At 72.1% G+C, this 17,954-nt stretch carries 14 protein-coding genes; 6 read left to right on the top strand and 8 right to left on the bottom strand.

What is annotated here, in order from left to right:
* The first annotated feature begins 213 nt into the window (after positions 1 to 213).
* The 4 genes from ACYVKX_RS01680 (at position 214) to ACYVKX_RS01695 (ending at position 5,064) form a co-directional block, all read left to right on the top strand.
* Entirely contained in the window at positions 214 to 657 is a 444-nt protein-coding gene (locus tag ACYVKX_RS01680; protein WP_460828785.1) for an Lrp/AsnC family transcriptional regulator, read from the top strand.
* A 258-nt stretch (positions 658 to 915) separates the two neighbouring features.
* Complete coding sequence (locus tag ACYVKX_RS01685) at positions 916 to 2,259, top strand: hypothetical protein (protein WP_460828786.1); 1,344 nt, start codon at positions 916 to 918, stop codon at positions 2,257 to 2,259.
* 5 nt (positions 2,260 to 2,264) lie between these two features.
* A complete protein-coding gene (locus ACYVKX_RS01690; protein ID WP_460828787.1) occupies positions 2,265 to 3,557 on the top strand; it encodes a YlbE family protein in 1,293 nt (430 codons plus the stop codon).
* Positions 3,463 to 5,064 (top strand): APC family permease, encoded by a 1,602-nt coding sequence (locus ACYVKX_RS01695; protein WP_460828788.1) that lies wholly within the window; start codon positions 3,463 to 3,465, stop codon positions 5,062 to 5,064. Before ACYVKX_RS01690 ends, ACYVKX_RS01695 begins: the two co-directional genes overlap by 95 nt.
* A gap of 71 nt (positions 5,065 to 5,135) precedes the next feature.
* Here ACYVKX_RS01695 and ACYVKX_RS01700 read toward each other — a convergent pair whose 3' ends face one another.
* The 7 genes from ACYVKX_RS01700 to ACYVKX_RS01730 all read right to left on the bottom strand — a co-directional run bounded on the left by ACYVKX_RS01700 (position 5,136) and on the right by ACYVKX_RS01730 (position 12,993).
* Positions 5,136 to 6,680, bottom strand: a complete 1,545-nt coding sequence (locus ACYVKX_RS01700; protein WP_460828789.1) for a hypothetical protein — start codon at positions 6,678 to 6,680, stop codon at positions 5,136 to 5,138.
* A 49-nt stretch (positions 6,681 to 6,729) separates the two neighbouring features.
* Positions 6,730 to 7,902 (bottom strand): S8 family serine peptidase, encoded by a 1,173-nt coding sequence (locus tag ACYVKX_RS01705; RefSeq protein ID WP_460828790.1) that lies wholly within the window; start codon positions 7,900 to 7,902, stop codon positions 6,730 to 6,732.
* A 44-nt stretch (positions 7,903 to 7,946) separates the two neighbouring features.
* Positions 7,947 to 9,371, bottom strand: coding sequence for a type VII secretion protein EccB (gene eccB / locus ACYVKX_RS01710; protein WP_460828791.1), 1,425 nt, complete (start codon positions 9,369 to 9,371; stop codon positions 7,947 to 7,949).
* A gap of 9 nt (positions 9,372 to 9,380) precedes the next feature.
* A complete protein-coding gene (gene eccD, locus ACYVKX_RS01715; RefSeq protein ID WP_460828792.1) occupies positions 9,381 to 10,730 on the bottom strand; it encodes a type VII secretion integral membrane protein EccD in 1,350 nt (449 codons plus the stop codon).
* A 91-nt stretch (positions 10,731 to 10,821) separates the two neighbouring features.
* Positions 10,822 to 11,118 (bottom strand): WXG100 family type VII secretion target, encoded by a 297-nt coding sequence (locus ACYVKX_RS01720; RefSeq protein WP_460828793.1) that lies wholly within the window; start codon positions 11,116 to 11,118, stop codon positions 10,822 to 10,824.
* A 32-nt stretch (positions 11,119 to 11,150) separates the two neighbouring features.
* Positions 11,151 to 11,471: a WXG100 family type VII secretion target gene (locus tag ACYVKX_RS01725; RefSeq protein WP_460828794.1), complete on the bottom strand. Its 321-nt coding sequence runs from the start codon at positions 11,469 to 11,471 to the stop codon at positions 11,151 to 11,153.
* Between the two features lie 142 nt (positions 11,472 to 11,613).
* On the bottom strand, positions 11,614 to 12,993 hold the full coding sequence (locus ACYVKX_RS01730) for a ubiquitin family protein (protein WP_460828795.1): 1,380 nt from the start codon (positions 12,991 to 12,993) through the stop codon (positions 11,614 to 11,616).
* Positions 12,994 to 13,055: 62 nt separating this feature from the next.
* Between ACYVKX_RS01730 and eccCa the strand changes: the two genes are divergently transcribed.
* The gene (eccCa, locus tag ACYVKX_RS01735; protein ID WP_460828796.1) at positions 13,056 to 17,057 is read left to right on the top strand and encodes a type VII secretion protein EccCa; all 4,002 of its coding nucleotides are present in this window, start codon (positions 13,056 to 13,058) and stop codon (positions 17,055 to 17,057) included.
* A gap of 135 nt (positions 17,058 to 17,192) precedes the next feature.
* Here the strand turns inward: eccCa and ACYVKX_RS01740 are convergent, their stop codons facing one another.
* On the bottom strand, positions 17,193 to 17,642 hold the full coding sequence (locus ACYVKX_RS01740; RefSeq protein WP_460828797.1) for a nuclear transport factor 2 family protein: 450 nt from the start codon (positions 17,640 to 17,642) through the stop codon (positions 17,193 to 17,195).
* Between the two features lie 131 nt (positions 17,643 to 17,773).
* Here ACYVKX_RS01740 and ACYVKX_RS01745 point away from each other — a divergent pair, with 131 nt between their 5' ends.
* Entirely contained in the window at positions 17,774 to 17,950 is a 177-nt protein-coding gene (locus ACYVKX_RS01745; RefSeq protein ID WP_460828800.1) for a hypothetical protein, read from the top strand.
* The last annotated feature ends 4 nt before the right edge of the window (positions 17,951 to 17,954 follow it).

The following is a 17,954-nucleotide window of genomic DNA, read 5'->3' on the forward strand; positions in this document are numbered from 1 at the left end:
GATGACTCGCGACACCTGTCCGGGATGACGTGAGACAGGGGTCCGGGATGTCCTGAACCAGAACACCCCTACCTCCGCCATTTCGAGTCGTCCGTCTGATGGTGGCGCGTGCACGCCAGAGGCGGACGACCTACCCGTCGCTAGGATCTGAGAGTGTCGAGGGGTACGAACAACGAACACGGCCGTGACCGCGACCGTTCGTTTGAGGTCGCCTTGGACCAGACCGACCGCGAGATCCTGCGGATCCTCCAGAAGGACGGTCGCACCCCCAACGCCGAGATCGCTCGTCGCCTGAGTACCACCGAGACGACGATCCGGAAGCGGGTCGCCGCGATGCGGGCGAAGGACTACTTCGAGGTGGTGGCCGTCCCGGCGCCTCACGTCGCGGGTTTCAACTTATCCGCGATCATCGGCCTGTCCGTCGCCCTCAAGCATCTGCGCACCGTGACGGACGAACTGGTCAAGCTGCCCCAGATTCGCTACGTCGGCGTATCGACCGGCCGGTTCGACGTCATCATCGAGGCGTTCTTCACCGACCACGAGGACGTTCTGGAGTTCGCCACCGACGTCCTCGGCGCCCTGCCCGGCATCACCGACGTGGAGACGTCGTTGATCCTGAGGATCGAGAAGTTCTCGTACGAGTGGGAGCTCGCCTGAGCCGAGCGCGCGCCGGCGACGCGTCCGGCCGTCCGGCAGCACCGGTCCTGAGTCGGCTCGGCGTCGATCACCGGTGATCCACCTGTGCTGGTGATCCTCATCGCCGCGGCACGGCCCTGTCCCCGAATACGGCGTTGCGCAATTCGCGCAGAAAGTTCCCCAACTTGTGCCTGATTTCGATTTTTTAGGCCGCATTACTATTGACATACGAACTAAAACAGGGTCAGCATGCTTCGAAATCGACCCTGAGGAGCAGGTGTGCCCACCCCGGAACAACTTCGTGATGACCTCAAGAGCCAGGGCGTCAAGTACGTCTTCGGCTTCTATGTGGACCTCAACGGCGTCCCGAAGAGCAAGTGCGTGCCGATCGACTCGCTTCCCCAGATGGCCGGCGGCTCCGAGCTCTACACCGTCGGAGCCATGGAGGGCATGGGAGAGCTCGGGCCGCACGAGGACGAGTGCGCCGGCATCCCCGACCTGGATCGGATCACGGTGCTCCCCTGGAAGCCGGACACCGCGATCGCGCCGACGCGTCTGCACCTGAACGGCGTCCCGTACGCACAGGAGGCGCGCAACTTCCTCATCAGCCAGGTGGAGGCCGCGGCAGACCTCGGCTACGTCGCCAACGTCGGGATCGAGCCGGAGCTCTATGTCGTCCGGGAGACCGAGAACGGATGGGAACCCCTGATCGCCTCCGATCGGGTCAACCAGCCGACCCGGGGCTACGACCTCGAGGCGACCGTGCTCGCCCAGAACTTCCTCGATCCCATGGTCACCTACATGAACCAGCTCGGCTGGCGCGTCTACTCCTTTGACCACGAGGGCGGGGACGGCCAGTACGAGTTCAACTTCGACTACACCGACGCCCTAACCATGGCCGATCGGATGGTGCTGTTCCGCCTGATGGCCAAGCACGTCGCACGAGAGCAAGGCTGCATCGCGACGTTCATGCCCAAGCCGTTCCAGGACGACTTCGGCTCTGCGGCGCACGTCAACATCAGCTTGGCCGACGCCGGGACAGGGCGCAACGTCTTCGAGGCTGCCGACGGTCGCGGCTACAGCGACGTCGCCCGGAGCTTCACTGCCGGCGTGCTCAAGCACGCTGGCGCCATCTGCGCGGTCACGTCGCCGACGGTGAACTCCTACAAGCGCTTCACGAGCAAGGGGTTCATGGACGAGATCTCCTGGGCGCCCATCTACCGCGCCTGGGGCGAGAACAACCGCACGCTGATGTGCCGGATGCCGGTCAACCGCCACTGCTTGGAGGTGCGCACCGTCGACGCGGCGGTCAACTATCACCTGGGCGTCGGTCTGATCCTCGCAGCGGGCCTGGACGGCGTGATCAACGAGCTCGACGCGGGTGAGCCACTGAACGCCGATGCCTACCAGATGAGCAGCGCCGACCTAGCGGCCCGGGGCGCGGAGCACCTGCCCCGATCGCTTGAGGCAGCGCTGGATCTGTTCGAGGACAGCGAGGTCGCGCAGAACGTCCTCGGCAAGGACTTCCACCAGACATTCCTGGCGTACAAGCGCGCCGAGTGCCACGAGTACGGCGCCGTCGTCACCGACTGGGAGACCTCGACCTACCTGCAGCGGTGGTGACAGCGATGGAGTCGACGACCATCCAGGTCACCAGCCTTCCCGACGAGGTCGAACACCGTCGTCGAGACGCCAACGAGATTGCGCTGGCCCGGATCGTGGGCGCGCGCCCGCATCTCGTGGGCGTGGCGCCCGCCGGCCACGTCGTGCCAGGCATGGCGCCCAACATGATCCTCACGTCCGGGGCACCTCTGTCCTGGCCCGAGTACAGCGGCGGCCAGCGCCGCGCCATCATCTTCGCGGCGCTCTACGAAGGTCTTGCCGGCACAGATGCCGAGGCCGAGGCACTCCTCGACAGCGGCGACATCGTGGTGTCCACGACGCAGAGCCATTCCTGTATCGGATCGGTGGCCGGCATCTACACGGCCTCGATGCCGGTGCTCATCGTCCGCAACGATGCGCACGGCAACTCTGCGTTCTGCAACCTGTACGAGGGCAAGAGCCGTTACCGCCTGAACTACGGTGCATACAACGCCGAGGTTCGCGACGGGCTCCAGTGGCTCGAGAACGTGATGGCGCCGGTGCTCGCGAACGCGATCGAGCGATCCGGCCCGATCCCCCTGCAACCGTTGATGGCACGAGCCCTGCGCATGGGCGACGAGCTGCACAGCCGCAACACAGCCGGAACGCTCCTCCTGCAGCAGGCCCTGGCGACGGCGCTGTTGGACGTGAGCCGGGCCGGCCGGGACACCGAGGTCAGGGAGGTCCTGGACTTCCTAGCCGCCAACGACTACACGTTCCTCCGAGTCGGCATGGCGGCCGCCAAGGTGACCGCGGACGCGGCACACGGCATCGAGTACAGCAGCATCGTCACAGGCATGGCGTTCAACTGCCGGGAGTTCGCCGTCCGAACCAGCGGACTCGGCGACCACTGGGCCCGTGGAGGCTACCCGGAGCTGGAGGGTCGCTTCTTCGACGGGTTCACCGCTGTCGATGCCGAATGGATCGGCGGCGAGAGCTGCGTGACCGAGACGATCGGGCTCGGCGGGTTCGCACAGGCATGCGCACCCACGCTCATGGATTACCAGGGCGGAAGCTACGCCCGCATGGTCGAGAACAACTCACGCATGTACGAGATCACCGTGGGCGAACATCCCGAGTTCCTGATCCCGTCCTTCGAGTTCCGCGGCACCCCGGTCGGCATCGATCTGTTCAAGGTCCTCGATCGCCAGATCACGCCGGTGATCGACGGGGGGCTGGCCGGCCGTGGTGGTGGCCAGATTGGCGCCGGTGTCCTGCACAGCAGTCCTGCCGCGTTCGAGGCCGCCGCACTCGAATACCTCCGCCGCTACGTCGCCTAGTCACATCGCCACTAATCCCTCAACGTATGGAGTGCCCATGTCTGCCGTGAATGACTCCGTCTCAGCGGACCACTCGGGATCCGCCCCATCCGGCCGTATCTCCGGCCGGATGGGCCCGGTCGAACTCGCCTTCTTTGTCATCGCCGCCGCCGGGCCCCTCCTCGTAGTGGCCGGCTTTGCGCCCATCGCCTTCATGCTCGGCGGCGTCGGCGCACCTGGAGCGCAGCTGGTCGCGGGGCTGGTGCTCCTGTTCTTCGCCGTAGGGATGACGCGGATGGCGCTGCGCATCAACAATGCCGGAGCCTTCTACTCCTATATCGGCCAAGGCATCGGTCGGCCGATCGGAGCGGGCGCAGCAACGCTGGCGCTCGGGGCGTACTCGGTGATTGCGATCGGCCAGCTCGGCGCTGTCGGCGCGTTCGCGCAGATCCCGATGCGCGAGGTCTTCGGGATCGACCTGCCTTGGCAGGTGTATTCCTTGCTGGCTCTCGCCATCGTGATCTACCTGGGTCACCGACAGATCTCGCTCAGCGCCAAGGTCCTCGGCGTCGCCCTCCTCACCGAGGCCGGTGTCCTGCTCCTCCTCGCGGTGCCGGTGGTCCTCCAGGGCGGCGCCGAGGGCATCGACTTCGACTCGTTCGCCCCGAGTGCTGTCTTCGCCGGTGGTGGTACCGGTGCCATGTTCGCCATCGTCTTCGGCGCGTTCATCGGCTTCGAGTCGACCGCGATCTATTCCGAGGAGGCGCGTGACCCGGAGCGCACGGTGCCTCGGGCGGTGTTCCTCGCGGTCGGGTTCCTCGCGATCTTCTACACCTTCATGTGCTGGGTGGTCTACCTCGCCTTCGGCAATGGTCACATCACCGACGCGGCGATCGCGGATCCGGTCGGACTGGTCGCGACGGCCATGACCGAGTACGTCGGCCAGCCCGCTGCCGTGATGATGGAACTACTCCTGGTCACCAGTGCCTTCGCCTCCACACTGGCGTTCCACAACACCGCGTCCCGCTACATGTTCACGCTCGGGCGTGAGCGAATTCTCCCTCGGGCGCTGGCTAAGCCGCACCCCACCCATCGATCGCCTCACATCGCAAGCGCAACGCAAGGCACTCTCGCGGTGATCGTCCTTCTCATCTTCATCCTCGCGGGCGCAGACCCCTACCTCGTGGTCTACCTGATCATGGTCGCCCCGGGCGTGCTGACCGTGATCCTGCTCCAGGCCCTCTGCTCGCTGGCGATCATCGTGTACTTCCGCAAGCAGGCCAACAGAGGTCTGTTCGGCTGGTGGAGCACGCTCGCCGCCCCGCTCGTGAGCCTCGCCGGACTCGCCGTGGCCTCGTGGCTCGTCATCGTCAACTTCGAGCTCATCTCCGGCCGGGTCGGCTGGATCAACTGGCTGCTGTTGACCACCGTCCCCGTCGCCTTCGCCGTGGGCGTCATCAGGGCGGCGATCATGCGACGCTCGGCGCCTGACGACTACCGCCGCCTGACCCAGACCAGCGTGTTCTGACCCGCGGGCTGGAGGCGCACCGAAGCGAACGGCGCCGCACGATAATGCGGCGCCGTTCGTGCGCTTCGGCGTCAGTCCACGCAGCCGTCCAGGGCCGACTTGGTCAGCCGCGGGCCGTCCTTGACCTGGGTGCCGGCGTCGATGCCGAAGCTGCGCTGCCAGTCGGAGTAGATGCTGGTGTTCTTGTACTCGGTGCCCTTCTCGCCGACCAGGCTGAACCGCATCGTCATCGGTACGTCGGACACGGCGGCCTTGCCCGTGACGACCCCGACCGGGGTGCCGTTGACGAACCAGGCGATGTGGCTCTTCGCCACCTCGACCGCGAACGCCGGGATGTTCCCCGACAGCGAGGGCGCCGAGATGGTCCTGGTCCAGCGGGTGTTCATCGCGTTCACGCCGAAGGTCAGCTGCGAGCCGGCGCCGGTGTAGCGGGCGATGGTGATGTTCCGCCGGCCGCACTGGTAGTCGGAGGCCCTCTCGGGCACCAGCTCGACGACGATGTCCATGTCCCTCGACCTGGTCTCGAAGGTCTTCATCCGCAGCCGGGTCTCCCAGCGGCCGTAGGCGTCGGCGTTGCCGGTCAGCGTCGCGCGGGTGGTGCCGAAGTCGCCCGACCCGCTGGGAACCAGCCGGCCGCTGTCGAGCCGGATGCCGCCGTTGTGCTTGCCGGCCCGGCCCGCGCCGTCGGTGTACTGGATCCAGCGACCCTTCCGCACGCCGTTCTTCGGCGGGCTGTCGAGGTCCTGGCCCTCCTCCCAGTCGAAGCCCCAGCGCACCGGGTACCACTGGTACTTCTGCGCGGCGGTCCCGGTCACCTCGACCGCGCGCGCCGCCGGGGCGCGATCCACCGGTGCCGGCGCGGGTGAGGGGCGTCCGGACCGAAGCAGGCCCAGCAGGCTGCCGACCTCGACGTAGGTCGGGAAGGACGCCTGCCAGCCGACGTCACTGCCGTCGCGGGTCCAGTCCTCCATGCGCACCCGGTAGACCTGCTCGCCCCGGCTCTCGAGGAAGGGCAGGAAGACGCCGCGCCCGTCGAGCCCGACCTGCGTCGTCGAGATGGTCTCCCACCCGGTGGGCGAGACCCGGCGCTGGAGGGTGAGGTCGCGGCCGGCGAACACGGGCAGGCCCTGGGTGTCGGGCCGGCGGTAGAGGTCCGGCGTCGTGTCGGCCACGACGACGAGCGCGCCCAGGTTGAGCGGGTTGAGGACCTGCATCGTGACGTCCTGCGTCTTCGGCTCGAACGTGACGCCCGGCGTGACGCCGCCGCCCTGGGCGCCGCGGACCCGGTAGCTGAGCCCGACCATGTCGGGCGCCCGGATCTGCATGGTGAACGAGCCGTCGGCGTTCGTCTGGCCGCGGTAGGGCAGGTCCTCGACCTTGGTCCAGTCGTCGCCGGGGCGGTTCATGTGCCGCTCGAGCCAGATCCTGCGCACGCCGGTCGTCGGGAGCTGGCCGGTGAGCGTGAGGCCCTGGCCGCCGACGTAGGCGTCGTACCCGCCGTTGACGGTCATGCGGAGCGTGGCGTCCTTCCGCGCGGGGTCGGCGGACCCGGGCGCCATCAGTCCGAGCGCGAGCACGACCGCGACGAGCGCACCCAGCGCCTTTCCCACCACCATGGAGAAGAGTGTCCGCGAGCGCGGCCTCCCGCGCCGGGTTATCGCCAAATCAGGTACGCCGGCGTGCGAGCACCGGCCGCAGCAGCAGCGCGACGACGAGGACGCCGCCGCCGATCAGGCCCCACCACACGGCGTCGTCGCGGGTGCCGGCCAGAGGGTCGACCTCGGGGTCCGGCGCGACCGCCGGCTCGGTGTCGCGGGCGGTGGCGACGGTGCGCTCGACGTTGCCGGCGCGGTCCGGGTCGAGCGGCCGGGTCAGCGCCTCGAGCGGCTGCACGACGCCGGCGCCGGTGAGCGGGGTCGGGTCGTCGGGGGTGCCGTTGGCGGTGTTCACGAGGCGGGCGACGGCCTGCTCGTCGGTCTCGCTCGGGTACCGCTGGAACAGCAGCGCGAGCACGCCGCTCACCTCGGCGGCCGCCCACGAGGTCCCGATCGGCTCGAGCACGCAGGCGCGGCCGTCGAGCCCGTAGGACACCGCGCCGAAGGTCGGCACCGCGACCGTCGTGGCGCTGTTCATCACGACGTACGGCGTGGGGTCGGCCTCGCCCGAGCCGTCGGCGGTCGAGTTCGCGGAGACGACCAGCGGCGCGCCGTACCCGGTCGGGAACATGACCGTCGCGGCGTCCTCGCCCGGACCGGGCCCGCCGCTCTGGAAGTCCTCGTCGAACGGGGCGCCGTCGCCGGGCCGGTTGCCGGCCGCGGCCACCACGACGACGTCCGCCCTCCGGACGGCCTGCACCGCCCGCCGGAGACGCGGCGACGGCTCGACCGCGAGAGAGACGTTGGCGACCCTGATGTTCAGGCCGGCGGCGTTCCTCGCCACCCACTCCAGGCCCGCGGCCAGGCTGTCGGTGGAGACCAGGTCGCCGTTCTGCGGGTCGACGTCGTCGTACACCCGGACGTCGACGATCTCGGCGTCCGGCGCGATCCCGACGGGCGCGTCGCCGGCGATCAGCCCGGCCACCGCGGTGCCGTGGTAGTAGGTCACCTCCCGGCGGCCGGTGATGTCCGTGGTGCGGCCGGCCACCGGGATCGACGGCCCCGTCACGCCGGAGTCGAGGACGGCCACGCGGATCGGCAGCTGTGACCGGGGCGCCTCCCGCCGGACCAGCGCCTGGGCGCGGCGCACGTCGAGCTGGTTGAGCACCGCGTCGCCGGCGTCCGGGCCGAGCTGCCCGGTGGCGCAGTACGGGTCGGCCGCCGCCGCGGGTGGGACGGACACGAGCCCGAGCATCCCGCCGCACACGACGCCGAGGAGAGCCGATCTCAGTCGCACGTCCGCGGGCTCCCCTCCGTGGGCGGCTGGAGGGCGGCGTCCTGGGAGAGGTTGACGCCGCACCGGAACAGCTCGACCCAGGTGTCCGGGACGACCGGCACCTCGACGTCGGCGTACCCGAGCTGGTCGGCGGCGCCCGCGCCGACCAGCGGGTCGGCGCGGCCCTTGGCGTCGATCAGGAACGGCGAGGCGCCGGTGGCCCGGCCGGACCAGTCGCCGGAGAGCACGTAGGCGCCGCGACCGGGGTCGACGACCGGGTCCTTCTGCCGCGCGGTCAGCGACCCGACCGCGGTGGCGTCGCCGGGGCCGGCCAGCGCGGCGACCGGGGCCTCGCCGCCGACCGCGGTCAGCTGCGCGCACGGGTCGGTGTCGAGCTGGGTGAGCCGGTCCTCGGGCCAGCTGGTGTCCAGGAGGAACTCCTTCGAGGCGCGGTACGCCGGAGGCGCGGTCGCGATCGGGATCGGCTCGGCCACGGTGCCGTCGGGGCGCACCAGGCGGGGGTAGAGGGCGGCCGCGAAGTCGCCGAGCAGCACCGGGCCGGTGTCGGTGACGAGGAACAGCGAGCCGTCCTCGGTCTCGAGCACGTCGCCGACCCGGGCCTGGCCCGCCTCCTCGGGCAGCGGCTCGGACGGCCGGTCGCCGAACCCCTCCAGCCGCAGGCTCGACAGGTCGAGCGGCGCCCCGGCCGGGAACAGGTTGAGCCACTCGCGCGGCACCCGGACGGCGCCGACGCTCGCGGCCGGGAGCCCGATGTCCTCGAGCAGCGAGTCGGTCTCGGGGCCGGCCCTGCTGATCTGCGGCGGCAGCGGGTAGGCGTAGGCGCTCCCGTCGGCCGCGCCGGCCTGCGCGACCACGAAGTACTTCCTCCCGCTCCTCACGACCAGGCCGCCGCCGGCGACCGGGGTGACGTCGGGGGCCGCGGCGACCGAGACCCGGATGCCGCGCTCGTCGCCGGTGCACGCCGTCCAGCCGCTGTTGATCAGCAGCGACGGCGTCGGCACGCTGGCCGGCGCGCCGAGGATGCCGATGTCCTCGCCGATGCGCTGGTCGTCGATGGTGTCCTGGGAGATCAGCGTGGGCTCGGAGCCCGCGCCGAGGATCAGCTTCGCCGAGGTGGTGTTGATGACCGGCCGCAGCTCGTCCTGCCTGGACTCGAGGATGACGTAGGCCGCCCCGGTCTCCTTGGAGATGATCAGCCCGGGCTGGTTCCAGTCCTCGGGGGTGCGCGGCGCGAACACCCCGGCGATCGCGGCGCCCGCCGCGAGGAGGACGGCGAGCGCGACGCCGCCGACGATGGTGCGCCCGGGCCGCGACGGCTCGACCTCCCGGCCGCCCGGGGCGCCGGAGACGAAGGCGGTGACCAGCCGGCGCCGGCTGAACGAGTAGGCCTCGACGAGGTCCTTCTTGGTCGCCACGTGCGCGTCCTATCCCCGGATGGCCGAGAAGACGCCGACGGCGACGACCAGCAAGGGGAGCAGGGCCAGCAGCGCGACGCTCTCGGCGACGTCCCCGAGCCGACCGCGCCGCACGGACGGCGCGGCCGGCAGCATGCTGGCGGCGAGCACCACCGCGCCGGCGCCGGCCAGCACGACGGCGACCGTCGGCCGCCAGTCCGGACGCAGCCACAGCGCGGCGACGCCGGTCGAGACCAGGCCGAGGATGCCGGAGACCAGGCCCACGAGGACCTCGCCGCGGGTGCGGTACTGCCGGGTCCGCAGCATCACGACGAGGCTGCAGAGCACGGCGATGAGGGTGCCGGCGAGGCCGAGCGAGACCGCGAGCGGCGCGATCAGCGCCAGCAGCAGCCCGACCGTGGCCGACACCGCGACCAGGATCTCGTGCGCGACGCGGGCGTCCGCGGCCACGCGGGCCGGATCGATCGGCTTCGGCTCGGCGGTGATGTCGGCGGTGCTGTAGAGCTGGTCGACCGACGTGCCGGTCAGGCCGAGCGCCAGCCACGGGAAGACGCTGCCGGCGACCACGACGAGCACCAGCGCGATGGCGAGGACGACCGCGGGGTCGAACTCCGCGGCCCGCATGACCAGGCCGGTCGCGAGGAAGATCGCACCGACCACGACCGGCGGGATGACGAGCGCGCGACCCTCGCCGAGGCCGAGCAGGCAGACCAGGCCGACCAGCGTCGCGGCGCCGCCCGCGGCGGCGACCGGCAGGCCGAAGAAGGGGGCCTCGGTGACGAGCATCAGGCCGGCGACGGCGCCGTACAGCGACGCCATCCAGGCCACCGCCACGGCCGCCTCGCCGTCGCGCTGGGCGCGGGACAGCACGATCGCGCCGGTGGCGAGCGCGGCGGCGGCGACGGTCGCGGCGACGCCGGCCAGCAGCGAGCCGCGCTGGATGAGGAGGGCGACGGCGCCGAGCGCCATCAGCAGGCCCGCGGCCCAGAGGGCGGTACGCCGGCCGGCGCCGGGCGCCCACGGCTCGAGGTCCTCCTCGACGACGTCGGTCATCGCCTCGACCACGTCGTCGTAGACGCGCGGGGGGCGGTCGTCGACGCCGGCGGCCACGGTCAGCAGTCCGCCGTCCTCGACGCCCTGGATGGTCAGGCCCGCGTCGGTGGCGAGCTCACGGCCCTCGGGCGTGACGAGCCGGTAGCCGCCGTACACGGTCGCCGGGTCGAGCAGGCCGACGCTGCGCGCCAGCTCCGGCACCAGCTCGGCGACGGGTACGGCGCCGGGGAGGACCAGGTCGACGCGGCGCGTGCCGGAGGCGACCGTCACGCGCACCAGCCCCGACTGCACGGGCGCCTGGCTCATGTCCCTCCCCTCCGGCCGTCAGGTCCGCACGAGGGGCCGGCGCGGCGCGCCGACCCCTCGCGTGTTGCAGGTGTGGTTGCAGGTGTGGTGGTCAGATGTCGAACGAGGCGGCGCCGCGCTGGTCGGCGGCCATGTACTCCTGGTTCGACTGGGTGACCGTGGCGCTGGTGTCGGCGAGCAGGGTCTTCATCTCCTGCATGGCGGCGTCCCACTTCGCCTTCGCGGTCTGGTAGGCCTGCTGGGCGTTACCGGTCCAGTCGCTGCGCAGCGGCGCCAGCTCCGACTCCAGCCGGTTGAGGCGGTCGTCGATCTGCTGGACGGCGCGGCTGAGGTCCTGCGCCGCCGTGTCGAGGCCGGCGTGGTTGACGCGAAGTCCGTCGAGGCTCATCTCTGTCACTCCCTTGTCCCGAGTCGGTGACGTCAGCCGAGACGGCCGGCGACGCGGTTGTAGTTGGACGACTGGGTGTCGTCGGTGCTCATGTTGTCGCGCTCGGTCGAGGTCAGCGAGGCCTCGAACTCGTTCAGCGCGTTGGTGATCACCGTCTGCTTGTCGGTCCAGGCCTGGTGCAGCGTGAAGAACGCCGAGCCACCGGCGCCGGTCCAGCGCCCCTGCAGGCCGGCGATCTGGCCCGAGAGGTTCTTGCTCAGTGAGTCGAAGTCGGCCTTGGCGTCGGCCACGAGGCCGGCCGCCCGGGTGAGTGTGCCCTCACCCTGTCCCATCTCCGGTGCGCCCTGCGACATGTCGCCTTCCTTCCCCCGTGGCGGCGGTCGCCGCCAGAGAATCTCTGTATCTGATTGGCGTGGTATGTGATTGGCGATCCGGTGGAGAGGTCCTCCCGAGCCGGACAGTGGTGCGATTACCCGGGGTCTAGGGCGGTAAACCTCAAGAACTGAGTTCCCACAGGCTCGCCATCTCCCACAGCTGACGGAACCATCCGGTCGCCACGAACAGCGACGCCAGCGCGCACGCGCCGCACAGGCCCTCGGCCACCTCGGCCCGGCGCGACCACCATGCCGAGCGCCAGCCGCGGCCCACCGCGACCGCGACGACGACGAGCAGGACGGCGAGCGCGACCCCGCCGAGGACGACCCACCAGAGGACGGTCGTCGACGCCTCGGCGAGCACCACGGCGGCCAGCGCGGCGACACAGGCCAGGCCGGCGACGCGCAGGAGGACGCGGGCCGCGGCGTGGCGGTGGCTGCGCGCCGCGAGCAGCAGCGCACCTCCGGCGAAGAGCACGGTGAGCCGCGCCCCGATCCGGTCGACGGGCAGCGTGGCCGTCGTGAGCAGCAGCGGCGCCGAGAGCCCGGCGACGGCGAGGACGGCGGCGGCCGCCGCCGTCACCAGCCGGGCCCCGCGGCCGGCGACCTGCGCGACCGCGTCGCGGCGGATCACCGAGCGGCCGCGCTTCCCGGGTGGTGCGGTGCGCGCCGACCACGCGGTGACCGCGAGCCGCTCGAGGTCGAGGAGGTACTGGTCCGGCACGTCGACGGCGAGCGCGGGCACGAAGCGGGCGGCCAGCACGGCACCGACCAGCAGGACCGCCCACGCCACGCGCGGCGGCGTACCGACGAGGGCGAGGAGGCCGGTGAGGCCGAACAGCCCGGCGCCGGCGACGATCCAGACCCGCAGCGCCTCCTCGGACCGCTCGTCGAGCGCGCGCGCGACCGCGGCGACGAGCGCCGCGGCGAGGCCGGCGGCGCCGACGACGACCGGCAGCCGGGCGGGCTCGGGGTCCCAGAGCAGCGCGAACGCGGCGGCGGCGCCGAAGGCCGGCGCGGTCGCGACGCGGTACGGCGCGAGCCGGCCGACCGGCAGGACGCCCAGCCCCGCGGCGCCGAGGAGCACGGCGACGGCGGCCGGACGCAGGCCGTCCGAGCCGGTCGCGGCGGACCATCCGGCGAGCCCGGCGAGCCCGGCCGCGACGGCGAACCACATCCCGGCGAGGCCGGCGGTCGGATCGGGTCCGCCGGCGACCATCGCCCTCCGGTGCGAGCGGCGGGCGGCCGGTGGCGGTCCGCCGGCCGTCGCCACCAGCACGTCGCCCGTCGCGACGCCGGCGCGCAGCAGCGGGACGTCGGCCGGGATCGGCGTGCCGATCCGCGTGCGCAGGTCGGGCACGGCCGCGAGGCCGGCCTGCCCGGCGTACTCCTCCGCGACGTCGCCGGCCGCGGCGCCCGCGGGCACGACGAGGTCGAGGACGCCCGCCGGCCCGTGCACGGTCACCGCGAGCAGCTCGGGGTGCGCGAGGGTGTCGGCCACGCCGTCACCGTGCCCCCATTCGGCAGGCGTCAACCACGGCCGCCGGGGGTAGAGGTGGCAACGTGAGTACGACGCTGCGGGGGACCCGGCTCGACGAGCCCGAGCTGCCGTCGGGCCAGATCGTGCTGCAGCCGCCGCCGCGGCTCGAGCAGGCCGAGGGCGCCAGCGGCGTGCTGATGAACGCGATCCCGATGCTCGGCAGCCTCGGCTCGATCGTGCTGGTCGCGACCATGGGCCGCTCGACCGGCGGGCGCGGCTTCATCGCGGCGGGCATGTTCCTCTTCGCCACGATCGGCTTCATCGTCGTCCAGCTCGACCGGCAGCGTAAGCAGCGCACCCAGCAGGTGACCGGCTCGCGCACGGAGTACCTGCGCTACCTCGGCGGCGTCCGCAAGGTCGCCCGCGAGGCGGCCGACCAGCAGCGCCGCGCGCTCACCTGGCACCACCCCGACCCGGCGTCGCTGCCGGCGCTCGCCGAGGAGCGGTCCCGGGTCTGGGAGCACGGCCCGTCGGACCCGAGCTTCCTGCACGTCCGCTACGGCCTCTGCGCCCAGCCGCTCTCGCTCGAGCTGGTGCCGCCGGAGAGCACGCCGATCGACCAGGTCGACCCGGCGGCCGCGTCCGCGCTGCACCGGCTGCTGGTCGTGCACCGGCTCCAGCCGGACCTGCCGGCGTCGGTCGACCTGCGCGCCTTCGACCGGGTCGAGGTGTGCGGCGGCGAGGCGCCTGCGCGGGCGCTGGCCCGGTCGCTGATCTGCTCGGCGGCCGCGTTCCACTCCCCCGAGCACCTGCAGGTGGCCGTGCTCTGCTCCGAGCAGCACCTGGCCCACTGGGACTGGGTGAAGTGGCTGCCGCACGCCCAGAGCACCCGCCAGTCCGACGCGGTCGGGCCGATGCGGATGGTGTCCACCTCGCTCGCCGACCTCGCCAGCCTGCTCCCGGCCGACCTCGGCGACCGGCCGCGGTTCGGCGCCGACGAGCGGCCGGCGACCCCGCACCTGCTGCTGGTGATCGACGGCGGGGAGCTGCCGCCCGGCAACCACGTCGTACCCCCCGACGGCCTGCACGGCGTCACCCTGCTCGACCTCCCGACCCGCTGGGACGAGCTCGAGGACTCCACGCGGCTGCGCATCCAGCTCGAGGGCGAGACGGCCTCCGACGGCCGACCCGCGATGCACGCGCTGCGGCTGCGCGAGGAGCCGGTGCGCGCCCGCGCCGACCAGTGCACGATCGCGACGGCCGAGGCGTTCGCGCGCCGGCTGACCCCGCTGCACACCACCGCCGCCGGCGTCGTGGAGCAGGGCGGCGAGATCGCCGGGCCCACCGACTTCATGGAGCTGCTCGCGCTCGGCGACGTGCGCAGCTTCGACCCCGCGGGCGCGTGGCGGCCGCGGCCCGCGCGCGACCGGCTGCGGGTGCCGATCGGCCTGGGCGAGGGCGGCTCGCTGGTGCACCTCGACATCAAGGAGAGCGCCCAGCAGGGCATGGGCCCGCACGGCCTGGTGATCGGCGCGACCGGCTCCGGCAAGTCGGAGTTCCTGCGCACGCTGGTGCTCGGCCTGGCCATGACGCACTCCCCCGAGCAGCTCAACATGGTGCTGGTCGACTTCAAGGGCGGCGCGACCTTCGCCGGCATGTCCGAGCTGCCGCACGTCTCGGCCGTCATCACGAACCTGGCCCAGGAGCTCACGCTCGTGGACCGCATGCAGGACGCGCTGTCTGGCGAGATGGTGCGCCGCCAGGAGCTGCTCCGCGAGGCCGGCAACTTCGCGTCGGTCCGCGACTACGAGAAGGCGCGCGCGGCCGGCGAGGACCTCGCGCCGCTGCCGTCGCTGTTCATCGTGGTCGACGAGTTCTCCGAGATGCTGTCGGCGAAGCCGGAGTTCATCGACCTCTTCGTCGCGATCGGCCGGCTCGGCCGCTCGCTCGGCCTGCACCTGCTGCTCGCCTCGCAGCGGCTCGAGGAGGGCCGGCTGCGCGGCCTGGAGTCGCACCTCTCCTACCGGGTCGGCCTGCGCACGTTCAGCGCCAGCGAGTCCCGTGCCGTGCTCGGCGTCCCGGACGCCTACGAGCTGCCGGCGGACCCGGGGCTCGGGTACCTCAAGCCCGACCCGACGACGATGCTGCGGTTCAAGGCGGCGTACGTCTCCGGGCCGCCGGCGACGGCGCGGGTGCGGGTACGCCGCGACGAGGGCGGCCACCTCCAGGGCATCCTCCCCTTCACGATCTCGGAGGTGCAGAAGCTCGACCCCCTGGAGAGCGCCGAGCCCGAGCCGGAGCCCGTGGCCGTCGAGCAGCCGGGCGAGCAGGAGTCGCTGCTCGACCTCGGCGTGCGGCGGATGCTCGGGCACGGCCCGGCCGCGCACCAGGTGTGGCTGCCGCCGCTCGACGTCCCCGACACCCTCGACGCGCTCATGCCCGACCTCAACGAGCACCCCGACCTCGGCCTCGTGTCGCCGCGCTGGCGCGGCGTCGGCGGGCTGGTCGTGCCGCTCGGCACCGTCGACCGGCCGCGCGAGCAGCGCCGCGAGACGATGACGATCGACCTCGGCGGCTCGGGCGGGCACGTCGCCGTGGTCGGCGGTCCGCGCAGCGGCAAGAGCACGCTGCTGCGCACGATCGTCGCCAGCATGTCGCTGACGACGACGCCGCAGGAGTCGCAGTTCTACGTGCTCGACTTCGGCGGCGGCACCTTCGCGCCGTTCACCGGGCTGCCGCACGTCGCCGGTGTCGGCACGCGCGCCGAGCCGGACGTCGTCCGCCGGATCGTGGCCGAGGTACAGACGATCGTCGACCGCCGGGAGGCCCACTTCCGCGCGCAGGGCATCGACTCGATCGAGACCTACCGGTCCCGGCGGCGTACCGCCTCCGTCGACGACGGGTACGGCGACATCCTCCTCGTCGTCGACGGGTGGAGCACGGTCCGGGCGGACTTCGACGACCTGGAGATCGAGCTCCAGCAGCTCGCCACCCGCGGCCTCACCTTCGGCGTGCACCTCGTGGTCGGCGCCGCCCGGTGGGCCGACTTCCGGGCCGCGATGCGTGACCTGTTCGGCACCCGCCTCGAGCTGCGGCTCGGCGACCCGATGGACTCCGAGATCGACCGCAAGGTGGCGGCGCTGGTCCCGGCCGGCCGGCCGGGTCGCGGCCTGGTGCCGGGCAAGCTGCACATGCTGACCGCGCTGCCGCGCATCGACGGCTCTCCCCACTCCGCGGGCCTCGGCGACGGCGTCGAGGACCTCATCAAGCGGATCGCGACGGCGTGGACCGGGCCGACCGGCCCGAAGCTGCGCCTGCTCCCGGAGAGGATCGATCTCGGCGAGGTGCGCGCGATGGCGGCCTCCGCCGGCCACTCCGACTCCACCGACCGCCGGCTGCTGCTGGCCGTCGACGAGCGCGAGCTCGCGCCGGTCGGGCTCGACGTGGACGCCGAGCCGCACCTGCTGATGTTCGGCGACGGCCAGTCCGGCAAGAGCGCCGCGCTGCGGGCCTACGCGCACGAGGTGATGCGCACGCGCCCGCCGAAACAGGCGCAGCTGGTCGTGGTCGACTACCGCCGCTCGCTGCTCGGCGAGGTCCCCGACGAGTACCTCCTCAACTACCTGACCTCGGCGGCCCAGGCCACCCCGGCGATCCGCGACCTGGCGTCGTACCTCGAGTCCCGGATCCCCGGCCCCGACGTGACGCCCGAGCAGCTGCGCAACCGGTCGTGGTGGACCGGCGCCGAGGTGTTCGTGGTCGTCGACGACTACGACCTGGTCGCGACCCAGCAGAGCTCGCCGGTCGCCGCGCTGCAGCCGCTGCTCGCGCAGGCCCGCGACATCGGCCTGCACCTGGTCGTCGCGCGCCGCTCCGGCGGCGCCTCGCGCGCGCTCTACGAGCCGGTCGTCCAGTCGCTGCGCGACCTGGCCATGCCCGGCCTCCTGCTCTCCGGCAGCCCGGACGAGGGCCCGCTGCTCGGCAACCAGAAGCCCCAGCCGGCGCCACCCGGCCGCGGCCGGCTGGTCACCCGCGACCGCGGCGTCGAGGTCGTCCAGCTGGCCTGGCGCGAGCCCAGCCTGTGAGGCGCCGGCCGTCCCGGGACGTCATCCGAGGCGGCTGCCCGGGCTGCCATATCGGCGCAATTGCGCCGCCACGACAGCCACGCCGGATGAGCCCGTCCCGGCACCGACCGCACCCCTACACATCAGCCGCAACCCCTACACATGCGTGTGCTCGCCCGGCCCCTTGATCTTCGTGCCGGGCAGGTCGGCCAGGTCGTAGGTGATCTCGAAGGTACGGCGGTAGCCGGTGTGCGCGACGCGCCAGCCGTCCGGCGTACGCACGTAGCGGTCGTCGTAGAACGCCGCGCCCTCGAGCAGGAACCGGAGCGCCGGGACGATCACCTTGTCCTGGAGGTACCAGCGGGCGTTGGCGGTGTCGCCGTCGACGGCGATCTCGGGGTGGTGCACCTGGTGCATGGTCAGCAGCCCCTCGCCGAGGTTCTCCCGCATGTAGGAGACCAGGGCGGCGCGATCGGCGAAGGCCAGCCCGTTGTAGTCGCCGGTCGCCTCGGGCACGAAGCAGTCGGCGAACTCGTCCCACTGCTTGGTGTCGAGGGTGCGCAGGTAGCGGTACTTCAGCTGGCTGATCGCGGTGAGGTCGTCCACGGAGGTAGAACGTATTCCAGTTCCTGGGATGGGTCACCCCTCCCGGGCCCGCGTTGACGCGCTTGTAACGCGGGGTCAACCTCGCCGCCATCCGGCTTCGGCACTCTGGAGACCTAAGAAGGAGGCCGGACATGGACACCACCGACATTCGTGACATTCGTGAGCAGGACCGACTCCGCGAGCGCCGCGCCGCGCTGCGGGTCCGGCACACCCAGGCGCTCACCTCCCTGATGGAGGAGCGCGCCGACCTCAAGGGCGTGCACGCGCTCGCGGACTACTTCGACGAGGCCGTCCGCTGGTCCGCGTGACCAG

The organism is Nocardioides hungaricus, assembly GCF_054782915.1.